The sequence below is a fragment of the Nocardia sp. NPDC051981 genome (genome assembly GCF_040680715.1).
Classification (GTDB): domain Bacteria; phylum Actinomycetota; class Actinomycetes; order Mycobacteriales; family Mycobacteriaceae; genus Nocardia.
Window position 1 is genome coordinate 372,311 of record NZ_JBFAXK010000001.1, and the last position, 15,105, is coordinate 387,415.

Here is a 15,105-nt window from a genome sequence, read left to right on the forward strand (position 1 = left end):
TCGGTGAGCCCGGACAAGAACCCCCAGACCATGAAGCCGCTCACCGCGGCGAACAAACTCGGCATCTACCTCCCGGCAACCCCCGCGGAGTTCCGGAACTCACCCGTCACCCGCGCCCAGCTCGAGGAACTGCGCACCGATCCCCCGCAGTGGCTGCTCGAGCTACGGGCCAACGGTCCCTTCCCGCGCGATGTGGTGGCCCGCAAGCTGGGCATCTCCAACTCCGGTCTGGCCCGCGCCGGCGTCGCCGACGCCCTCACCGCGGACGAGATCGCGGCCCTGCTCGCCGACCCGCCCGAATGGCTGCTCCGCGAACGGGAGAATCTGGTCGCGGTCCGCAAGGAAGCCGAGCGCGTCAAGGAGAAGGAGGCCGCCCGCCGCGCCGCCTCCAACCGCCCGCCCAAGAACCGCTTCGGCAACTGAACGCGACCACCCGGCCCGGCCAGCTGCGTTGAACTCCCCTCCGCCACCGCCGAATCGGATCAGATCCGCCGCAGCACCCGGTCGACCAGGTCGGGGGCCGCGCCGAGATAGTTCTCGGGGCGGAGGAGTTCAGCCAGTTCGGGTTTGGTCAGGTGCAGGGCGATATCGGGGCATTCGGCGAGGATGTCGGCCAGCGGCCGGGTAGTGGTCCGGGCCTCGAAAGAGGCCGCCTGCAGGGCCTTCTTGGCGATCGGCTTGCCGAGCAAGGGGGCCAGGCGGATCGAGAGGCGTTCGGCGACGATCTGCCCCTCGGTGAGCGAGAGGTTCTCGGTCATGCGGTCGGCATCGGCCATCAGGCCCGCGGCGAGTTCGACCGCGGTGTGGGCGGCGCCGCCGACCAGGAGCAGGCATTCGCGCAGCGGCTGCCACTCGGCGTGCCAGGCGCCGGCGGGACGCTCGTCCTCGGCCAGCAGCGCGCCGAACAGCGTCGAGGCCAGCGCGGGGACCTGCAGCGCCGCCGCGTGAATCATGGTGCTCAGCACCGGGTTTCGCTTCTGCGGCATGGCCGAGGATTCGCCGCGGCCCGGGGCGGCGGGCTCGAGCAGTTCGGCGGTCTCGGTGCGGGACTGGGAGATCACGTCCACGGCCAGCTTGCCCAGGGTCCCGGAGGCCAGGGCCAGCGCCGCGGCCAGATCGGCGATCGGGGTGCGCACGGTGTGCCAGGGGGTGGCGCTCACGGTGAGGGAGAGTTCCGCGGCGAACTCGCGGGTGAGGCGCTCCATGATCTCACCGGCGGGCGCCCGCGACAGTTCCGAATCCGCGCAGCGCGCGCATTCGATATAGGACGCCAAAGTGCCCGCCGCGCCGCCCAATTGGACCGGCAGCGCGCCCCGCACGCGGTCCAGGCGTTCGCGGGCGTCGAGCAGGCCCTGCATCCACACCGCCACCTTCGCGCCGAAGGTCGTCGGCACCGCGTGCATGGCGAGGGTGCGGCCGGCGATCGGGGTGGTGCGGTGGCGGCGGGCCAGCTCGGCCAGGGAGCCGACGATGGCGTCCAGGTCCGCGATCAGCACGGCCAGCACCCGGGCGGCGATCACCATGGTCGCGGTATCGAGAATGTCCTGGCTGGTGGAGCCGTAGTGCACGTAGTTCGCGCTCACCGGATCCACGTCCGCCACCGCGTCGTGCAGGCGCTCCACGAAGGTCACCACCGGATTCGCGGCGCCGCGCGAGGCCTGCGCGATCTCGCGGGCGTCGAACGCGTGCTCGCGCACCGCCGCCGCCAGATGATCGGTGACGGTGTCGGGCACCATGCCCAGTCGGGCCTCGGCGCGTGCCAGCGCCAGCTCCACCTCCAGCATGGCCTCGATCCAGGCGTCGTCGCTCAACAGGGACTCCACCGGCGTGCCCACCCCGACGGGGGCCAGCAGACCACATTCCAGCGCCACGTCATCGTGCCTTTCACTGTCGTGCCGGCGTTCGGAATACCGCTGCGCCCCATGCTGATTCGGCGGGCTCGCCGGGCCCTCGTACCGGTGGGCGGTGAGGATCTCGCGGGCGATGGCATCGCCGTCGGCCAGTGTCACCGAATTGACCCCGGGGCGCGCGCCCGCCGCCGTCACCCAGCGCACCGCCTCGGTCGGCACTCCGAAGGCGTAGCGGCGCGGGTGGATTCGCCCGATCGTGTCCACCGGATGGAACGAACCCGGCGCGAGCGCCAGGCCGCCGGTGCGGTAGCGGCTGCCGTCCGGGGAGGCGATGACGTAGCCGCGCACCTCCTCGCGGAGCAACAGGTTGCGCAGCAACGGATCCGCGGTGCGATGCAGGTCCGGTGCGGGCATCCAGGCATCGATGAGAGTCCGTGCCGACGCCACCGAATCACCCACCAGGGGTGAATCGGCGACGAAGCACTCGTGCCCGGTGTCCGCCCGGACCCGCATGCCGGGACCGGCGACTCGCACCACACCCGCGCGAATCAGTGCCGCCAGTTCCGAAATCCGGTGCGCCGGTGGTCCGATGGACAGGAAGGCGTTCATCGGTGTGTACCAGCGATCCAGGTCGTCGCGGTAGGAGGAGCCCGCGATGCCGCCGTGGTCGACCACCAGCCGGACCTCATTGCGCAGGTCGCGCAGGACATCCAGGGCCGCCTTCATCGGGCCGCGCACATTGCCCAGGCGCGCCTGCTGCACATCGGCGTCGAGGTAGGCCAGCAGCCAGGCGTGGAAATCCCCGGGATCGGTGAAGCAGCGGCCGCCGGTGGGATCTGCGAGTGTGCTCCAGTCCCAGCGGTCCTGCGGGGGCACGCCGAAGCGGTTCAGCAGTTCCTCGGCGTCCTCGGCGGTCTGGGCGATCAGGTAGCGGTCGCGGAAGGAGGCCAGGCGGTGCGGGCTCACCCGGTCCGCGATCAGGCGGGTGTAGTAGACCGATTCGACCTCGCGCGCGATATGCGGCCAGACGTCGCGGCGGAAGGAAACGTCGCCGAATTTCCGTGCGCGGTAGCGTAATCGGGCGATGCGGTCGGCGTTGAGCAGCAACGGCTCGTAGCGCCCGGCCACCCCCTTCTGATGCTCGCCGCGCGCGTGATGCGGGACGCCGCGGCGGCAGCCGGTGACGATGAGCGGCTCCCGGCCCGAGGCGACGTACTCCAGCCCGGCCTCGGACTCCTTGTACCGGCCGCCGCGGCCCGCCGTCAGCAGGGCGAGGTAGTCGAAGAAGGTGAGGCCCAGGCCGCGGATGATGACCGGGTCGCCCTCGGGAATGCGGTCGAGATCCACATCGGCGGCATTGCCGGGCGGAATGTAGGTGAGGCCCAGGCGATCCGCGGTGTCGGCGAGCGAACCGGACATGCCGGGCGGCGCTTCGGCCAGGTGGCCCTGGGTGAGCACCACCGCGTGCAATCCGCGCACGCGTTCACCGGTATCGAGTTCCAGCTCCTGGAATCCGCCGGGGCCGTCGCGCATATCCACCACGGTTGACACGATTTCGCGCACCCGCACCCAATCGGCGTATCTGTCGCGGGTGCGCTCGAAGGCCCAGCGCAGGTAATGGCCGTAGAAGGCCCGTGGTGGATAGCTCTCCGGGGAAATCCGCAGGGCCGCACCGTAAGCATCGCTGGGCAGGCTCGCGAAATTGCCGATCTTCGCCAGAAAGTTCGACCATTCGTAGAGACTGGGGCCGCGTTCCACCGGGCCCGCCATCTCGACGGTGTCATCGGTGAATATGGTGACCTGCTCGGCGACCGTGTTCATGAGCAGGTGCGCGGGCTGGTCGGTGCGCCAGACGGCGCCGGTACCGACCCGCGTCGAATCGATGAGCACCAGTTCGACGCCGGCCGAGATGCCTAGCTGGCGAGCGTTGGCGCAAATGCGTTCGAAGACATTCAGACCCCGCGGTCCCACTCCGACGATGGCGATCCGTAAAACATTGTCGAGCATGCAAACTCACCGATCGCGCTCGATTAGCCGTGACCGAATCCGGGCACGTCGGCGAGGTTAGCGCGGCGCGGACAGGCGCTCAAGAATGGACGGTACGGTACGCCTGGTTCGTCTGAAATGTCGAAAACTCCTGTGCGGCACGGCGCTCCAGCGCCTCCGACAGGCAGGCCAGCAGCAGCGCCGAAACCGCCAGCGCGGCACCGACCCAGTTCGGGGCCGTGTAACCGAATCCGGCCGCGATCACCAGCCCGCCCAGCCACGCCGAGATGGCATTGCCCAGATTGAACGCGCCGATATTCATGGCCGAGGCCAGCGTCGGCGCCGCGTGCGCCTGATCCAGGACCCGTTTCTGCAACGACGGCACCGTCGCGAAGCCGAGCACGCCGATCACGAAGATCGTCACGGCGGCCCCGATCCGGTCGTGCGCGGTCACCGTGAACAGACCCAGCGCCACCGCGAGCCCCGCCAGCGGCGCGACCAGCATGAGCATCGGCGCCCGATCGGCGAACCTGCCGCCCACCAGGTTTCCGGCGAACATGCCGAGGCCGAACAGCACCAGGAGCCAGGTCACCGACCCGTCGGCGAAACCGGTCACCTCGGTCATCATCGGGGCGATATAGGTGATGGCCGCGAACACGCCGCCGAAACCCAGCACCGTCATGGCCATGGCCAGCAGCACCTGAATGTTCCTGAAGGCAGCCAGTTCGTGCCGCAGGTGCACGCCCTCCGGCCTGGGCAGTTCCGGCACCAGCTTGGCCACGCCCACCAGCCCGGCCACGCCCAGCGCGGCGACCACCATGAACGTGCTGCGCCAGCCTACGGTCTGGCCCACCAGGGTGCCCAGCGGCACGCCCACCACATTGGCGACGGTAAGGCCGGTGAACATCAGGGCGATGGCCCCGGCCTTCTTGTCCGGCGCCACCAGATCGGCGGCCACCACCGAGCCGATGCCGAAGAACGCGCCGTGCGCCAGCGAGGCGACCACCCGGCCCAGCAGCATGACCCCGAAGACCGGGGCGATGGCGGACAACAGATTTCCGGCGATGAACAATCCCATCAGCAGCATGAGCATGCGCTTGCGGGAGATCTTGGTGCCGAGCGCGGTCATCACCGGCGCACCGAGCATGACGCCCAGCGCGTAGCCGGTGACCAGCCAGCCGGCGGTCGGGATGGAGACGCCGAAGTCCCCGGCGACCTCGGGCAGCAGGCCCATGATCACGAATTCCGTGGTGCCGATCCCGAAGGCCCCGATGGCGAGGGCTAGCAGCGCGAGTGGCATGGATAAAACCTCCGAGCAAAAGAGTTGCAAGAGCGCTTTACGTGCGCCAACAATAGTTGCACACGCTGATTATTTGCAAGCGCTGGCTATTGCAGAGTTGGTCTATCCTGGTGGGAATCCCTCCGACCCGAGGAAACGCGATGACAGCCACCGATCCCGCCATGACCGCCCTGGCCCAGGGCTGGTGCGCCCTCTCCCTGCTGCACGGCACCATCGAGGCCCACATCGAACGCGCCCTCCAGTCGGCTCACGACCTCAGCGTCCGCGAGTACTCCCTGCTCGACGTCCTCTCCCGCCAGCACGACGGCGACGGCGGCATGCTCCAGATGAAACAGGTGGCCGACGCCGTCGTCCTCTCCCAATCCGCCACCACCCGCTTGGTCACCCGGCTCGAGGACCGCGGCCTCCTCGCGCGCTACCTCTGCCCCCACGACCGCCGCGGCATCTACACCAAGGTCACCGACGCCGGCCACGAGCTCCTGGAGGCGGCCCGCCCCACCAATGCCACCGCCCTCCGGGAGGCGCTCACCGCGGCCTCCCGCAATCCCGAACTGGCACCGCTCGTCCACACCGTCGAATCCCTCCGCACCCCAGCCTGATTCCCAGGACCGACCCGCGTCGCGAAGCCCTGCGGTAGCTGTCCGCAAGTAGTCGGCTACCTACATCACGTAGCGAAGCGTCGACTCGTAGTTTGTCGATCTTGTTGTGCCACAACGGACTCGGTGCGCCGCGGCGGCGACGGCCGGCCCCATCCCGCTGCGGGCGACGGCATTGCGCGAGCCGCATTGCGCGTTTTGCCAGGTTCGGGTAGTCGCGTACCCGTGAGACCCCGGATACGAGCGATGAGAATCGGTCTTGTCGATTCGCATCCTGGTCGGCGTCGGCCGCCCAGGCGGGAAAGAGGTTTCCGATGGGTATCGCGCAGAACGACCACCGCGGCGTGACAGTTCGAGTATCGATGGCCGCCACGGAGATCGACGACGAGCGCTTGGACCGGCAGACCCGGATGCTGCGGGCGGAGCTGGCCGCGGTGGACGGCGTCGAATCGGCGGCGCTGGCACGGGACAGCGCCGGAACGGCACCGGGTACGAAGGTGGCCGACCCCGTCACGATCGGCGCGATCGTGCTGGCGCTGAGTGCTTCCGGCGGAGTGTTCACCACCCTGATCGAGACGGTGCGAGACTGGCTGGGCCGCCACCCGGGCACCCACCGGGTGACGGTCACGATCGACGGCGAGAGCATCGAACTCGAGGCCGCGAGCGGCGACCAGCAGCGCGCACTGGTCGACGCCTATCTTCGCCGCCACGGCGGCGTCGTGGCGGGGTGATGGCAATGACCGGCCGATTCGCCCTGGTAGTGGCGACCTACACGTTCCACGATCCCGGATTGCGGCAGTTGACCGCACCCGCGCACGATGCCGAGGCACTCGCCGAGGTGCTGGCCGACCCCACGATCGGCGGATTCGAGGTCACCACCCTGATCAACCAGCCGCACCACGTGGTCGGTGCGGCGATCGGCGACTTCTTCTCGGACCGGCGGCGCGATGATCTGACACTGCTGTACTTCAGCGGGCACGGACTCAAGGACGACGCCGGCAAGCTCTACCTCGCGATGACCGACACCCGCCCGCTCAACCCGCTGTTCACCTCGGTCCCGGCCGATCAGATCGACTACGCCATGACCGGATGCGATTCCAACCGTCAGGTGCTGATCCTGGACTGCTGCTACAGCGGCGCCTTCCCGGTCGGCACCATCGCCAAGGCCGACGACCAGGTCCATGCCCTGGAGACCTTCAGCGGCCGTGGCCGGACCGTGCTCACCGCCTCCGACGCCACCCAGTTCGCCTTCGAAGGCAACACTCCGCACGGGCAGGCGACGCAGTCGGTGTTCACCCGGCACCTCGTCGCCGGTCTGCGCGACGGCGGCGCCGACCTCGACCAGGACGGCGACATCACCGTCGATGAGCTCTACAGCTACGTACACGACCATGTCGTCGCCGAACGCCCCCGCCAGCGACCCAAGAAACAAGACAATATCGAAGGCCGCACCCTCCTGGCCCGCAACCGCAATTGGCAAGTACCGCAACATATTCGAACCGCACTCGAGAGCCCGGCCGTCCGCGATCGGCGCAACGCGCTCGATGACCTGGACCAGCTGCACCGCACCGGCGGCGCCATTGTCCGGTCCCGCGTCCGCGACGCCATCACCCGACTCCTGGACGACGACAGCCGCGCCATCGCCGCCGCGGCCGCCCACTGGCTCGACGCCAACCCCACCGGCACGGCAACGCCGCCGGCCGGTGACGGCACCGACACAGCCATGAAGCCCGATCACCACCCGGTCGGCGAGAACGTCCCGACAATGTCGCCGGTGCGCGACACCGACGCCGCGCAACACGAAGACACGCCGACCATCGCCCGGGTGTTCAGTGAACCCGAGCCGCCTCTCTCACCGGAACACCGGACAATCGAACACCGCGACAAGAGTTTCCGACGCAGACTCCGAGACCGGAAATGGGCCATATCCCGGAAATGGGCCATACCAGTGACAGCCGCCGCTGTGACGATCGCTTGCGTAGTCGCGGTGGGGGGCTGGCACCTCGCCCGTACCGGCGTAGCCGGGCACCCCATCGCCGGCGAAACAGCACTTCGAGGGGCCGACATCGACTTGCTCGAGCTGATCAACTCGAACGGCAGTCACCGCAGCAACTGCTACCACTCCGACCCCGACCCGGGCCAGATCGCCCACATTGTCTGTGAAACCACCAAGGCAGCGGGCGCGCCCTTTTCGCAGTTCTACCGATTCTCCAGCGTCGACAAACTCACCGACTTCTTCCAAACCATCGGTCGGACATTGCACACCGGCAACTGCCCGGGCGACCCGCCAGGACCAGACGCACCCGTCTTCGACAATCTGCACAAACTGGTGGGGCGCAAGACCTGCGGCCTCGATGCTTCGGTCAGCCCGGCCGCGTCAGTGCTGACCGTGACCGACGAACCCGACCTCGCGATCGCCAGTTTCGCCTACCTGCCCACCGACTGGACGTCACCTCTCGCTGAACAACTACGCAACTACGACGCGGCACGGGGCTACCGACAGTTCCTGGCGCCGGACGTGGCGAACGACCCGGACGTATTCACCGCCGCCGACAGAAACCTCCTGTCGCTTCTCGGACAAGACTTCACCCCCACGAACTGCCGACACGCAGACCCATCACAACCCGCGAATGCGGAAATCGACTGTGACACACCGGTGAACTACCCCACAGCAGGGTTCTTGAGCTATCCCACCACCGACACAGCGAAAATGATCTACCAAACCATTATCAACGTGCACTCGGGGCACGCCTGTGACGGTCGGCCGGGACAGGACAGCATCTGGACCCGAAACAATCAACCGATCGGCCGGTTTACCTGTTATCCGTTCCCCGGCGATCCGATCCACCCCGACGACCACCAGCCCTGTCTGCTCGCGGCCCTCGACGGCCACCCCGTCGTGGGCGTGTACTGCGCCAAGGCAGCGGGAGCACCCCCGACCGCAATCACCACCGAGCCAGACCTGCTCGCCTGGTTCCAGAAAGAGGCCGGCTAGTACCGCGACGACACTCGGGACTCACACGACTCGGTATCCGAAGTGGCGGAAGTGCGACCAATTCCGGACGCCCGCAACGAGTTCCGGACGTAGGTTCGGGGGATGCCTCTTGGACATCTCGGGATCAATGTCAGCGATCTGGCCGGCGCACGGCAGTACTACGACGAGCTGATGCCGCTGCTGGACTACGAGCCGCTGCTGGCGGACGAGACGCAGTTCGCGTACTGGCCCGCGGGGCGGAAGATCGGGACCTACCTGTTCTTCTACCCGGCGGAAACGGCCGGGTACTCACGCGCGCTGCCGGGACTGCAGCATCTCGCGTTCATGGTGCCCACCCGGGACGCGGTCCGGCGGGTACACACGTGGGCAGTGGACCGCGGGAACGAAATCCTGCATGCGCCACAGGAATTCCCACAGTACCCGCCGCCCTATTACGCGACCTTCTGGACCGGCTTCGACGGGATCATGCTGGAGGCGGTCTGCCACAAGGACGCGTGAGGGCTCTGGAGACGCGAAGACCCGCTCCGGGGGAAGCGGGCCTTCGAGTTCCGGCTCGACCGCGCGTCAGCAGTAGTAGCAGACGCCGTTGGCGGGGAGTTCGGTGAAGCAGGAGTTGCAGACCGCCTTGCGGGCCTCGGGTTCCGGCTTCGGGGTGGAGACCGGGCCGGCGGGCGTGACCCGGCGGGGCGCGCCGCCATTGCGCGGAATCAGGGGCGGGATGCCGCCGTCGGAGGGGATGTCCGCGCCGTAGGCCGCGTAGCACTGCCAGCGGGCGTAGGCGGCATGCACCTCGAGGTCGGCCGGGACGGGCAGGTGGGCCAGCTCCAGCACGTACTTGTAGCTGTCGCTGACCTTGTGGTTCTGCTTGACGCACAATGCCGTCAGCGGCGGCTCGCCGGCATTGTGGCAGCGGCGGGCGACCTTGCGCAGGATGGCGTCCATCCAGGTGCGGGTGGGGGCGTCGGTACGGATGCCCGACATCTCCTGCACCCGCTCGGCCAGCTCATTGATGGTCACGAAATGGCCGTAGCCGGAGGCGCATTCGGCCAGCACCTCGTGGGCGGCCAGAGCCCAGCCCACCGCCGCATCGCGGAATGTCACCGCGGTCCGGTCGTCGATCCGCCAAGCCCCGGAAGTTGTTGCAGCATCCCTCATAGCCAGACAAAACTAGCGCCTCACCGGGGCGACACGCCAATTCCCTTCGGATATACCGGGTTTCGGTTTGATCACACTCGAGCGGGGGCACGCATAGAACCTATCGACCCACAGAAAAACAACCACACATATGCGACGTATTGCTCGAACCACGTGGCCCCAAAGGGCAGCGGAGTCCGCCCATACCCGTAAAAACACATTGGCCCGCTTCCCTTTCGGGAAGCGGGCCAATGTTCTATGACTTGTTCAAAGTCATGGAGCAGGCTTACTTGGCCTTCTCCAGGACCTCGACCAGACGCCACCGCTTGGTGGCGGACAGCGGACGGGTCTCCATCAGCTGCACGCGGTCGCCGACACCGGCGATCTCGTTCTCGTCGTGGGCCTTCACCTTCGAGGTGGTGCGGATGATCTTGCCGTAAAGCGGGTGCTTCACGCGATCTTCCAGCTCGACCACGATGGTCTTGTTCATCTTGTCGGAGACGACGTAGCCGATGCGCACCTTGCGCTGGCCCCGCTCCTCCTGCTTGGCCGGCGTCTTGGCCGGGCCCTTGGCGTCACTCATGCCGCGTCTCCCTTGCCTTCAGGACCGGAGGCCAGGCCGAGCTCGCGCTCACGCATGACCGTGTAGATACGCGCGATCTCGTGGCGGACCACACGCAGGCGCCGGTTGTTCTGCAACTGGCCGGTCGCCATCTGGAAGCGCAGGTTGAACAGCTCTTCCTTGGATTCGCGCAGTTTCGCGACGAGCGCGTCATTGTCGAGCTCGCGGAGCTCTGCGGCCGGATTGGCAGTAGCCATCAGAACTGCTCCTCTCGGGTCACGATCCTGCACTTCATCGGGAGCTTGTGCATCGCGCGGCGCAGGGCCTCACGAGCGGTCTCCTCGTTCGGGTAAGAAAGCTCGAACATGACCCGACCGGGCTTCACGTTCGCGATCCACCACTCCGGCGAACCCTTACCGGAACCCATTCGGGTTTCGGCCGGCTTCTTGGTGAGCGGGCGGTCCGGGTAGATGTTGATCCAGACCTTGCCGCCACGCTTGATGTGGCGGGTCATCGCGATACGAGCGGACTCGATCTGACGGTTGGTCACGTAGGCGGGCTCCAGAGCCTGGATGCCGAACTCGCCGAACGAAACCGCGGTGCCGCCCTTGGCCATACCGGAGCGCTTCGGGTGGTGCTGCTTACGGTGCTTGACCTTGCGGGGCATCAACATAGGTCAGCCCTCCTGGTTCTCTGCCGGAGCCTCCGCGACAGCAGTCGCGGCACGCCCGGCCTCAGTGCTGGTCGCGGTGGTGCCCTGGGCACCGCTGCGACGGGGACGGCTCGGACGCTCGCGACGCGGGCGGTCGTCACGCTCGCGGCCGGACGGGGCCACCGCGGTGACCTCACGCTTGCCGCCGACGATGTCGCCCTTGTAGATCCAGACCTTCACGCCGATGCGCCCGAAGGTGGTCTTCGCCTCGTACAGGCCGTAGTCGATGTCGGCGCGCAGCGTGTGCAGCGGCACCCGACCCTCACGGTAGAACTCCGAGCGCGACATTTCCGCGCCGCCGAGACGGCCGGAGCACTGCACACGGATGCCCTTGACGTTCGGCGAACGCATGGCCGACTGGATGGCCTTGCGCATCGCGCGACGGAACGCCACACGGTTCGAGAGCTGCTCGGCCACACCCTGAGCAACCAGCTGCGCATCCGACTCGGGGTTCTTGACCTCGAGGATGTTCAGCTGAACCTGCTTCTTGGTGAGCTTCTCCAGCTCGGCGCGAATGCGGTCGGCCTCGGCGCCACGACGGCCGATCACGATGCCCGGACGCGCGGTGTGGATGTCCACACGCACGCGGTCACGGGTGCGCTCGATCTCGACCTTCGAGATGCCGGCCCGCTCCATGCCGGTGGCGAGGAGCTTGCGGATCGCGACGTCTTCCTTCACGTAGTCCGCGTACTGCTTGTCCGCGTACCAACGCGACTTCCAGTCGGTGGTGATACCGAGGCGGAAGCCATGGGGATTGATCTTCTGTCCCATTTACTTTGCCCCTCCCTTCCGGCGGCTACGAGTGGCAGCGCCGGCGGTGGGCACGCTCTCGACCTCGATGGTGATGTGGCTGGTGCGCTTGCGGATCCGGAACGCGCGGCCCTGGGCACGCGGCTGGAAACGCTTCATGGTCGCGCCCTCGTCGACGTACGCGGTCGAGATGACCAGCGTGGCCGGGTTCAGGCCGAGGTTGTTCTCCGCGTTGGCGGCGGCCGAGGCCACCACCTTGGCGACCGGCTCGCTCGCCGCCTGCGGCGCGAACTTCAGGATGTTCAGCGCATCCTCGACACGGCGGCCACGGACCAGGTCCACGACTCGGCGGGCCTTCATCGGCGTCACGCGAACGTGCTTGGCGGTCGCGCGCGCGGTCGGGTTCTGAGTTTCAGTGCTCATCGCCGCTTGCTCTTCCGATCTTCCTTGACGTGGCTCTTGAACGTGCGAGTCGGCGCGAATTCACCGAGCTTGTGTCCAACCATGTTCTCGGACACGAACACCGGCACGTGCTTGCGGCCGTCGTGGACCGAGAACGTGTGGCCGATGAAATCCGGGATGATGGTGGAACGACGCGACCAGGTCTTGATGACCTGCTTCGTGCCCTTCTCGTTCTGGACGTCCACCTTCTTGAGGAGGTGTTCGTCGACGAACGGGCCCTTCTTCAGGCTGCGTGGCATGTCTAACCTCCTCCTTAACGCTTCTTGCCGCGGCGGCGGACGATGAGCTTGTCGCTGGGACGGTTGGGCTTACGGGTGCGGCCCTCGGGCTTGCCCCACGGAGAGACCGGGTGGCGACCACCGGAGGTCTTGCCCTCACCACCACCGTGCGGGTGGTCGACCGGGTTCATGACCACACCACGGACGGTCGGGCGAACGCCCTTCCACCGCATACGGCCGGCCTTACCCCAGTTGATGTTCGACTGCTCGGCGTTGCCGACCTCGCCGATGGTGGCGCGGCAGCGCACGTCGACGCGACGGATCTCACCGGAGGGCATACGCAGGACGGCGTAGGCGCCTTCCTTACCCAGCAGCTGGATGGACATGCCCGCGGCACGAGCCAGCTTGGCGCCGCCGCCCGGACGCAGCTCCACCGCGTGGACGGTGGTACCGGTCGGGATGGAGCGCAGCGGCAGGTTGTTGCCCGGCTTGATGTCCGCGCCGGCACCCGACTCGATCTTCGTACCCTGGGCGATGCCCTTGGGCGCGATGATGTAGCGCTTCTCGCCGTCGGCGAAGTGCAGCAGCGCGATGTTGGCGGTGCGGTTGGGGTCGTACTCGATGTGCGCGACCTTGGCCGGGATGCCGTCCTTGTCCAGTCGACGGAAGTCGATCAGACGGTAGGCGCGCTTGTGGCCGCCACCCTTGTGACGAGTGGTGATGCGGCCCTGCGCGTTACGGCCACCGGTCTTGGTGAGCGGACGCAGCAGCGACTTCTCGGGGGTCGAGCGGGTGATCTCGGCGAAGTCCGAGACCGAGGCACCGCGGCGACCCGGGGTTGTCGGCTTGTACTTACGGATTGCCATGAGTTCTTCTCTGCTTTCTGGAGCTCCAGCCGCTTACGCGACCGGGCCTCCGAAGATCTCGATGGGCTTGCTGTCGGCCGAGATGGTCACGAGCGCGCGCTTGGTGTCCTTGCGCTTGCCGTAACCGAAGCGGGTCCGCTTGCGCTTGCCCTGACGGTTGGCGGTGTTGACGCTCGTGACCTTCACACCGAAAACCTTCTCAACGGCGATCTTGATCTGCGTCTTGTTCGAATCCGGGTGCACCAGGAAGGTGTAGGTGCCCTCTTCGATCAGTCCGTAGGACTTCTCGGAGATCACCGGCGCGAGCAGGATGTCGCGGGGATCGGCGATGGTGGTCACTTGCTCTCCTCCTGTGCAGCTTCGGCGGGGCCGTGCACGAAGGCGTTGAGCGCCTCGACCGAGAACACGATTTCGTCGCTCTTGAGAACGTCGTAGGTGTTCAGCTGGTCCGGGGCGATCGGGTGCACGCCCTGCAGGTTCGCCACGCTCTTCCACGCGGTGACATCTTCACGGCCGACGACGACCAGGATGTTCTTCCGGTCCGACAGCTCGGCGAGGAAGGACTTGGCCGACTTGGTCGACGGGGTCTGTCCCGCAACCAGTTCGGTGATCACGTGGATGCGCTCGTTGCGAGCCCGGTCCGACAGAGCGCCACGCAGCGCGGCGACCTTCATCTTCTTGGGCAGGCGCTGGGTGTAGTCACGCGGCTGCGGGCCGTGGACGGTGCCACCGCCGGCGAACTGCGGCGCACGGGTCGAACCCTGGCGCGCACGGCCGGTGCCCTTCTGGCGGTACGGCTTCTTGCCACCACCGCGAACCATGCCGCGGGTCTTGGTGGCGTGCGTGCCCTGGCGAGCCGCGGCCTGCTGGGCCACGACGACCTGGTGCATCAGCGCGATGTTCGCGGTCACGTCGAAGATCTCCGCGGGGAGCTCGACGGTGCCCTCGGTCTTGCCGCCCGCGGCCTTGACCGTGAGCGTCAGGTTGGTCTTGGTCTCGGTGCTCATGCCCGGGCACCACCCTTCACTGCACTCTTGACGATCACGACGCCGCCGGTGCGGCCCGGGATCGCGCCCTTGATCAGCAGCAGACCGTTCTCGGCATCCACCTTGTGGACCGAGAGGTTCTGCGTGGTGACGCGGTCGTTACCCATCCGGCCGGACATGCGCATGCCCTTGAACACGCGGCCCGGGGTGGAGCAACCACCGATGGAACCCGGACGACGGTGCACGGCCTGCGCACCGTGCGAGGCGCCCTGGCCACGGAAACCGTGGCGCTTCATGGTGCCCGCGAAGCCCTTGCCCTTGGAGGTGCCGGTCACGTCGACGTAGGAGCCCGCCTCGAAGACATCGGCGTTGATCTCCTGGCCGACCTCGAAGGCCGACGCGTCGGCGACGCGCAGCTCGGCGATGTGGCGGCGGGGGGTGACACCGGCCTTGGAGAACTGGCCGGAGACCGGCTTGTTCACCTTGCGCGGGTCGATCGCGCCGTAGGCGACCTGGACGGCGGAGTAGCCGTCGCGCTCCACGGTGCGGATCTGGGTAACGACGTTCGGGCCCGCCTTGACGACGGTCACGGGAACGACGCGGTTCTTCTCGTCGAAGACCTGGGTCATGCCGAGCTTGGTGCCCAGGATGCCCGCGGCCGGACGGCTCTTGTTGTCAGTCATATTCG

The 15,105-nt window shown here is 67.5% G+C and carries 18 protein-coding genes; 5 read left to right on the forward strand and 13 right to left on the reverse strand.

Annotated features, from left to right (window positions below):
* Positions 1–3 precede the first annotated feature (3 nt).
* Entirely contained in the window at positions 4–423 is a 420-nt protein-coding gene (locus tag AB0L60_RS01610; protein WP_354830563.1) for a DUF5997 family protein, read from the forward strand.
* A 59-nt stretch (positions 424–482) separates the two neighbouring features.
* Here AB0L60_RS01610 and AB0L60_RS01615 read toward each other — a convergent pair whose 3' ends face one another.
* Both AB0L60_RS01615 and AB0L60_RS01620 read right to left on the reverse strand, forming a co-directional pair.
* Positions 483–3,857 (reverse strand): 3-carboxy-cis,cis-muconate cycloisomerase family FAD/NAD(P)-binding protein, encoded by a 3,375-nt coding sequence (locus tag AB0L60_RS01615; RefSeq protein ID WP_364605659.1) that lies wholly within the window; start codon positions 3,855–3,857, stop codon positions 483–485.
* A 79-nt stretch (positions 3,858–3,936) separates the two neighbouring features.
* Positions 3,937–5,136 (reverse strand): MFS transporter, encoded by a 1,200-nt coding sequence (locus tag AB0L60_RS01620; RefSeq protein WP_364605664.1) that lies wholly within the window; start codon positions 5,134–5,136, stop codon positions 3,937–3,939.
* Between the two features lie 140 nt (positions 5,137–5,276).
* Here AB0L60_RS01620 and AB0L60_RS01625 point away from each other — a divergent pair, with 140 nt between their 5' ends.
* The 4 genes from AB0L60_RS01625 (at position 5,277) to AB0L60_RS01640 (ending at position 9,225) form a co-directional block, all read left to right on the forward strand.
* Positions 5,277–5,735 (forward strand): MarR family transcriptional regulator, encoded by a 459-nt coding sequence (locus AB0L60_RS01625; RefSeq protein ID WP_364605667.1) that lies wholly within the window; start codon positions 5,277–5,279, stop codon positions 5,733–5,735.
* Positions 5,736–6,046: 311 nt separating this feature from the next.
* Positions 6,047–6,463: a hypothetical protein gene (locus AB0L60_RS01630; RefSeq protein WP_364605669.1), complete on the forward strand. Its 417-nt coding sequence runs from the start codon at positions 6,047–6,049 to the stop codon at positions 6,461–6,463.
* A gap of 5 nt (positions 6,464–6,468) precedes the next feature.
* A complete protein-coding gene (locus tag AB0L60_RS01635) occupies positions 6,469–8,727 on the forward strand; it encodes a caspase family protein (protein WP_364605671.1) in 2,259 nt (752 codons plus the stop codon).
* A 102-nt stretch (positions 8,728–8,829) separates the two neighbouring features.
* A complete protein-coding gene (locus AB0L60_RS01640) occupies positions 8,830–9,225 on the forward strand; it encodes a VOC family protein (RefSeq protein WP_364605673.1) in 396 nt (131 codons plus the stop codon).
* Positions 9,226–9,291: 66 nt separating this feature from the next.
* On the opposite strand, the gene AB0L60_RS01645 is transcribed toward AB0L60_RS01640, so the two are convergent.
* The 11 genes from AB0L60_RS01645 to rplC form a co-directional block, all read right to left on the reverse strand.
* The gene (locus AB0L60_RS01645; protein WP_354830576.1) at positions 9,292–9,882 is read right to left on the reverse strand and encodes a hypothetical protein; all 591 of its coding nucleotides are present in this window, start codon (positions 9,880–9,882) and stop codon (positions 9,292–9,294) included.
* A 265-nt stretch (positions 9,883–10,147) separates the two neighbouring features.
* Positions 10,148–10,444, reverse strand: coding sequence for a 30S ribosomal protein S17 (rpsQ, locus tag AB0L60_RS01650; RefSeq protein WP_364605676.1), 297 nt, complete (start codon positions 10,442–10,444; stop codon positions 10,148–10,150).
* Positions 10,441–10,680, reverse strand: coding sequence for a 50S ribosomal protein L29 (rpmC, locus tag AB0L60_RS01655; protein WP_040855205.1), 240 nt, complete (start codon positions 10,678–10,680; stop codon positions 10,441–10,443). Before rpmC ends, rpsQ begins: the two co-directional genes overlap by 4 nt.
* Positions 10,680–11,096 carry a 50S ribosomal protein L16 gene (gene rplP / locus AB0L60_RS01660; RefSeq protein ID WP_040804212.1) on the reverse strand — a complete coding sequence of 139 codons (417 nt, stop codon included), beginning with the start codon at positions 11,094–11,096 and terminating at the stop codon, positions 10,680–10,682. Before rplP ends, rpmC begins: the two co-directional genes overlap by 1 nt.
* A gap of 3 nt (positions 11,097–11,099) precedes the next feature.
* Entirely contained in the window at positions 11,100–11,906 is an 807-nt protein-coding gene (gene rpsC / locus AB0L60_RS01665; RefSeq protein WP_354830580.1) for a 30S ribosomal protein S3, read from the reverse strand.
* Positions 11,907–12,308, reverse strand: coding sequence for a 50S ribosomal protein L22 (gene rplV, locus AB0L60_RS01670; protein WP_040855202.1), 402 nt, complete (start codon positions 12,306–12,308; stop codon positions 11,907–11,909).
* Positions 12,305–12,586: a 30S ribosomal protein S19 gene (gene rpsS, locus AB0L60_RS01675; RefSeq protein WP_019931198.1), complete on the reverse strand. Its 282-nt coding sequence runs from the start codon at positions 12,584–12,586 to the stop codon at positions 12,305–12,307. The genes rplV and rpsS overlap by 4 nt, the downstream gene beginning before the upstream one ends.
* Before the next feature lie 14 nt (positions 12,587–12,600).
* A complete protein-coding gene (gene rplB, locus AB0L60_RS01680) occupies positions 12,601–13,431 on the reverse strand; it encodes a 50S ribosomal protein L2 (RefSeq protein ID WP_354830583.1) in 831 nt (276 codons plus the stop codon).
* A 33-nt stretch (positions 13,432–13,464) separates the two neighbouring features.
* Positions 13,465–13,770: a 50S ribosomal protein L23 gene (rplW, locus tag AB0L60_RS01685; protein ID WP_014981657.1), complete on the reverse strand. Its 306-nt coding sequence runs from the start codon at positions 13,768–13,770 to the stop codon at positions 13,465–13,467.
* Positions 13,767–14,438: a 50S ribosomal protein L4 gene (rplD, locus tag AB0L60_RS01690; protein ID WP_354830586.1), complete on the reverse strand. Its 672-nt coding sequence runs from the start codon at positions 14,436–14,438 to the stop codon at positions 13,767–13,769. The genes rplW and rplD overlap by 4 nt, the downstream gene beginning before the upstream one ends.
* Positions 14,435–15,100: a 50S ribosomal protein L3 gene (gene rplC, locus AB0L60_RS01695; RefSeq protein ID WP_354830589.1), complete on the reverse strand. Its 666-nt coding sequence runs from the start codon at positions 15,098–15,100 to the stop codon at positions 14,435–14,437. The genes rplD and rplC overlap by 4 nt, the downstream gene beginning before the upstream one ends.
* Between the last annotated feature and the right edge of the window lie 5 nt (positions 15,101–15,105).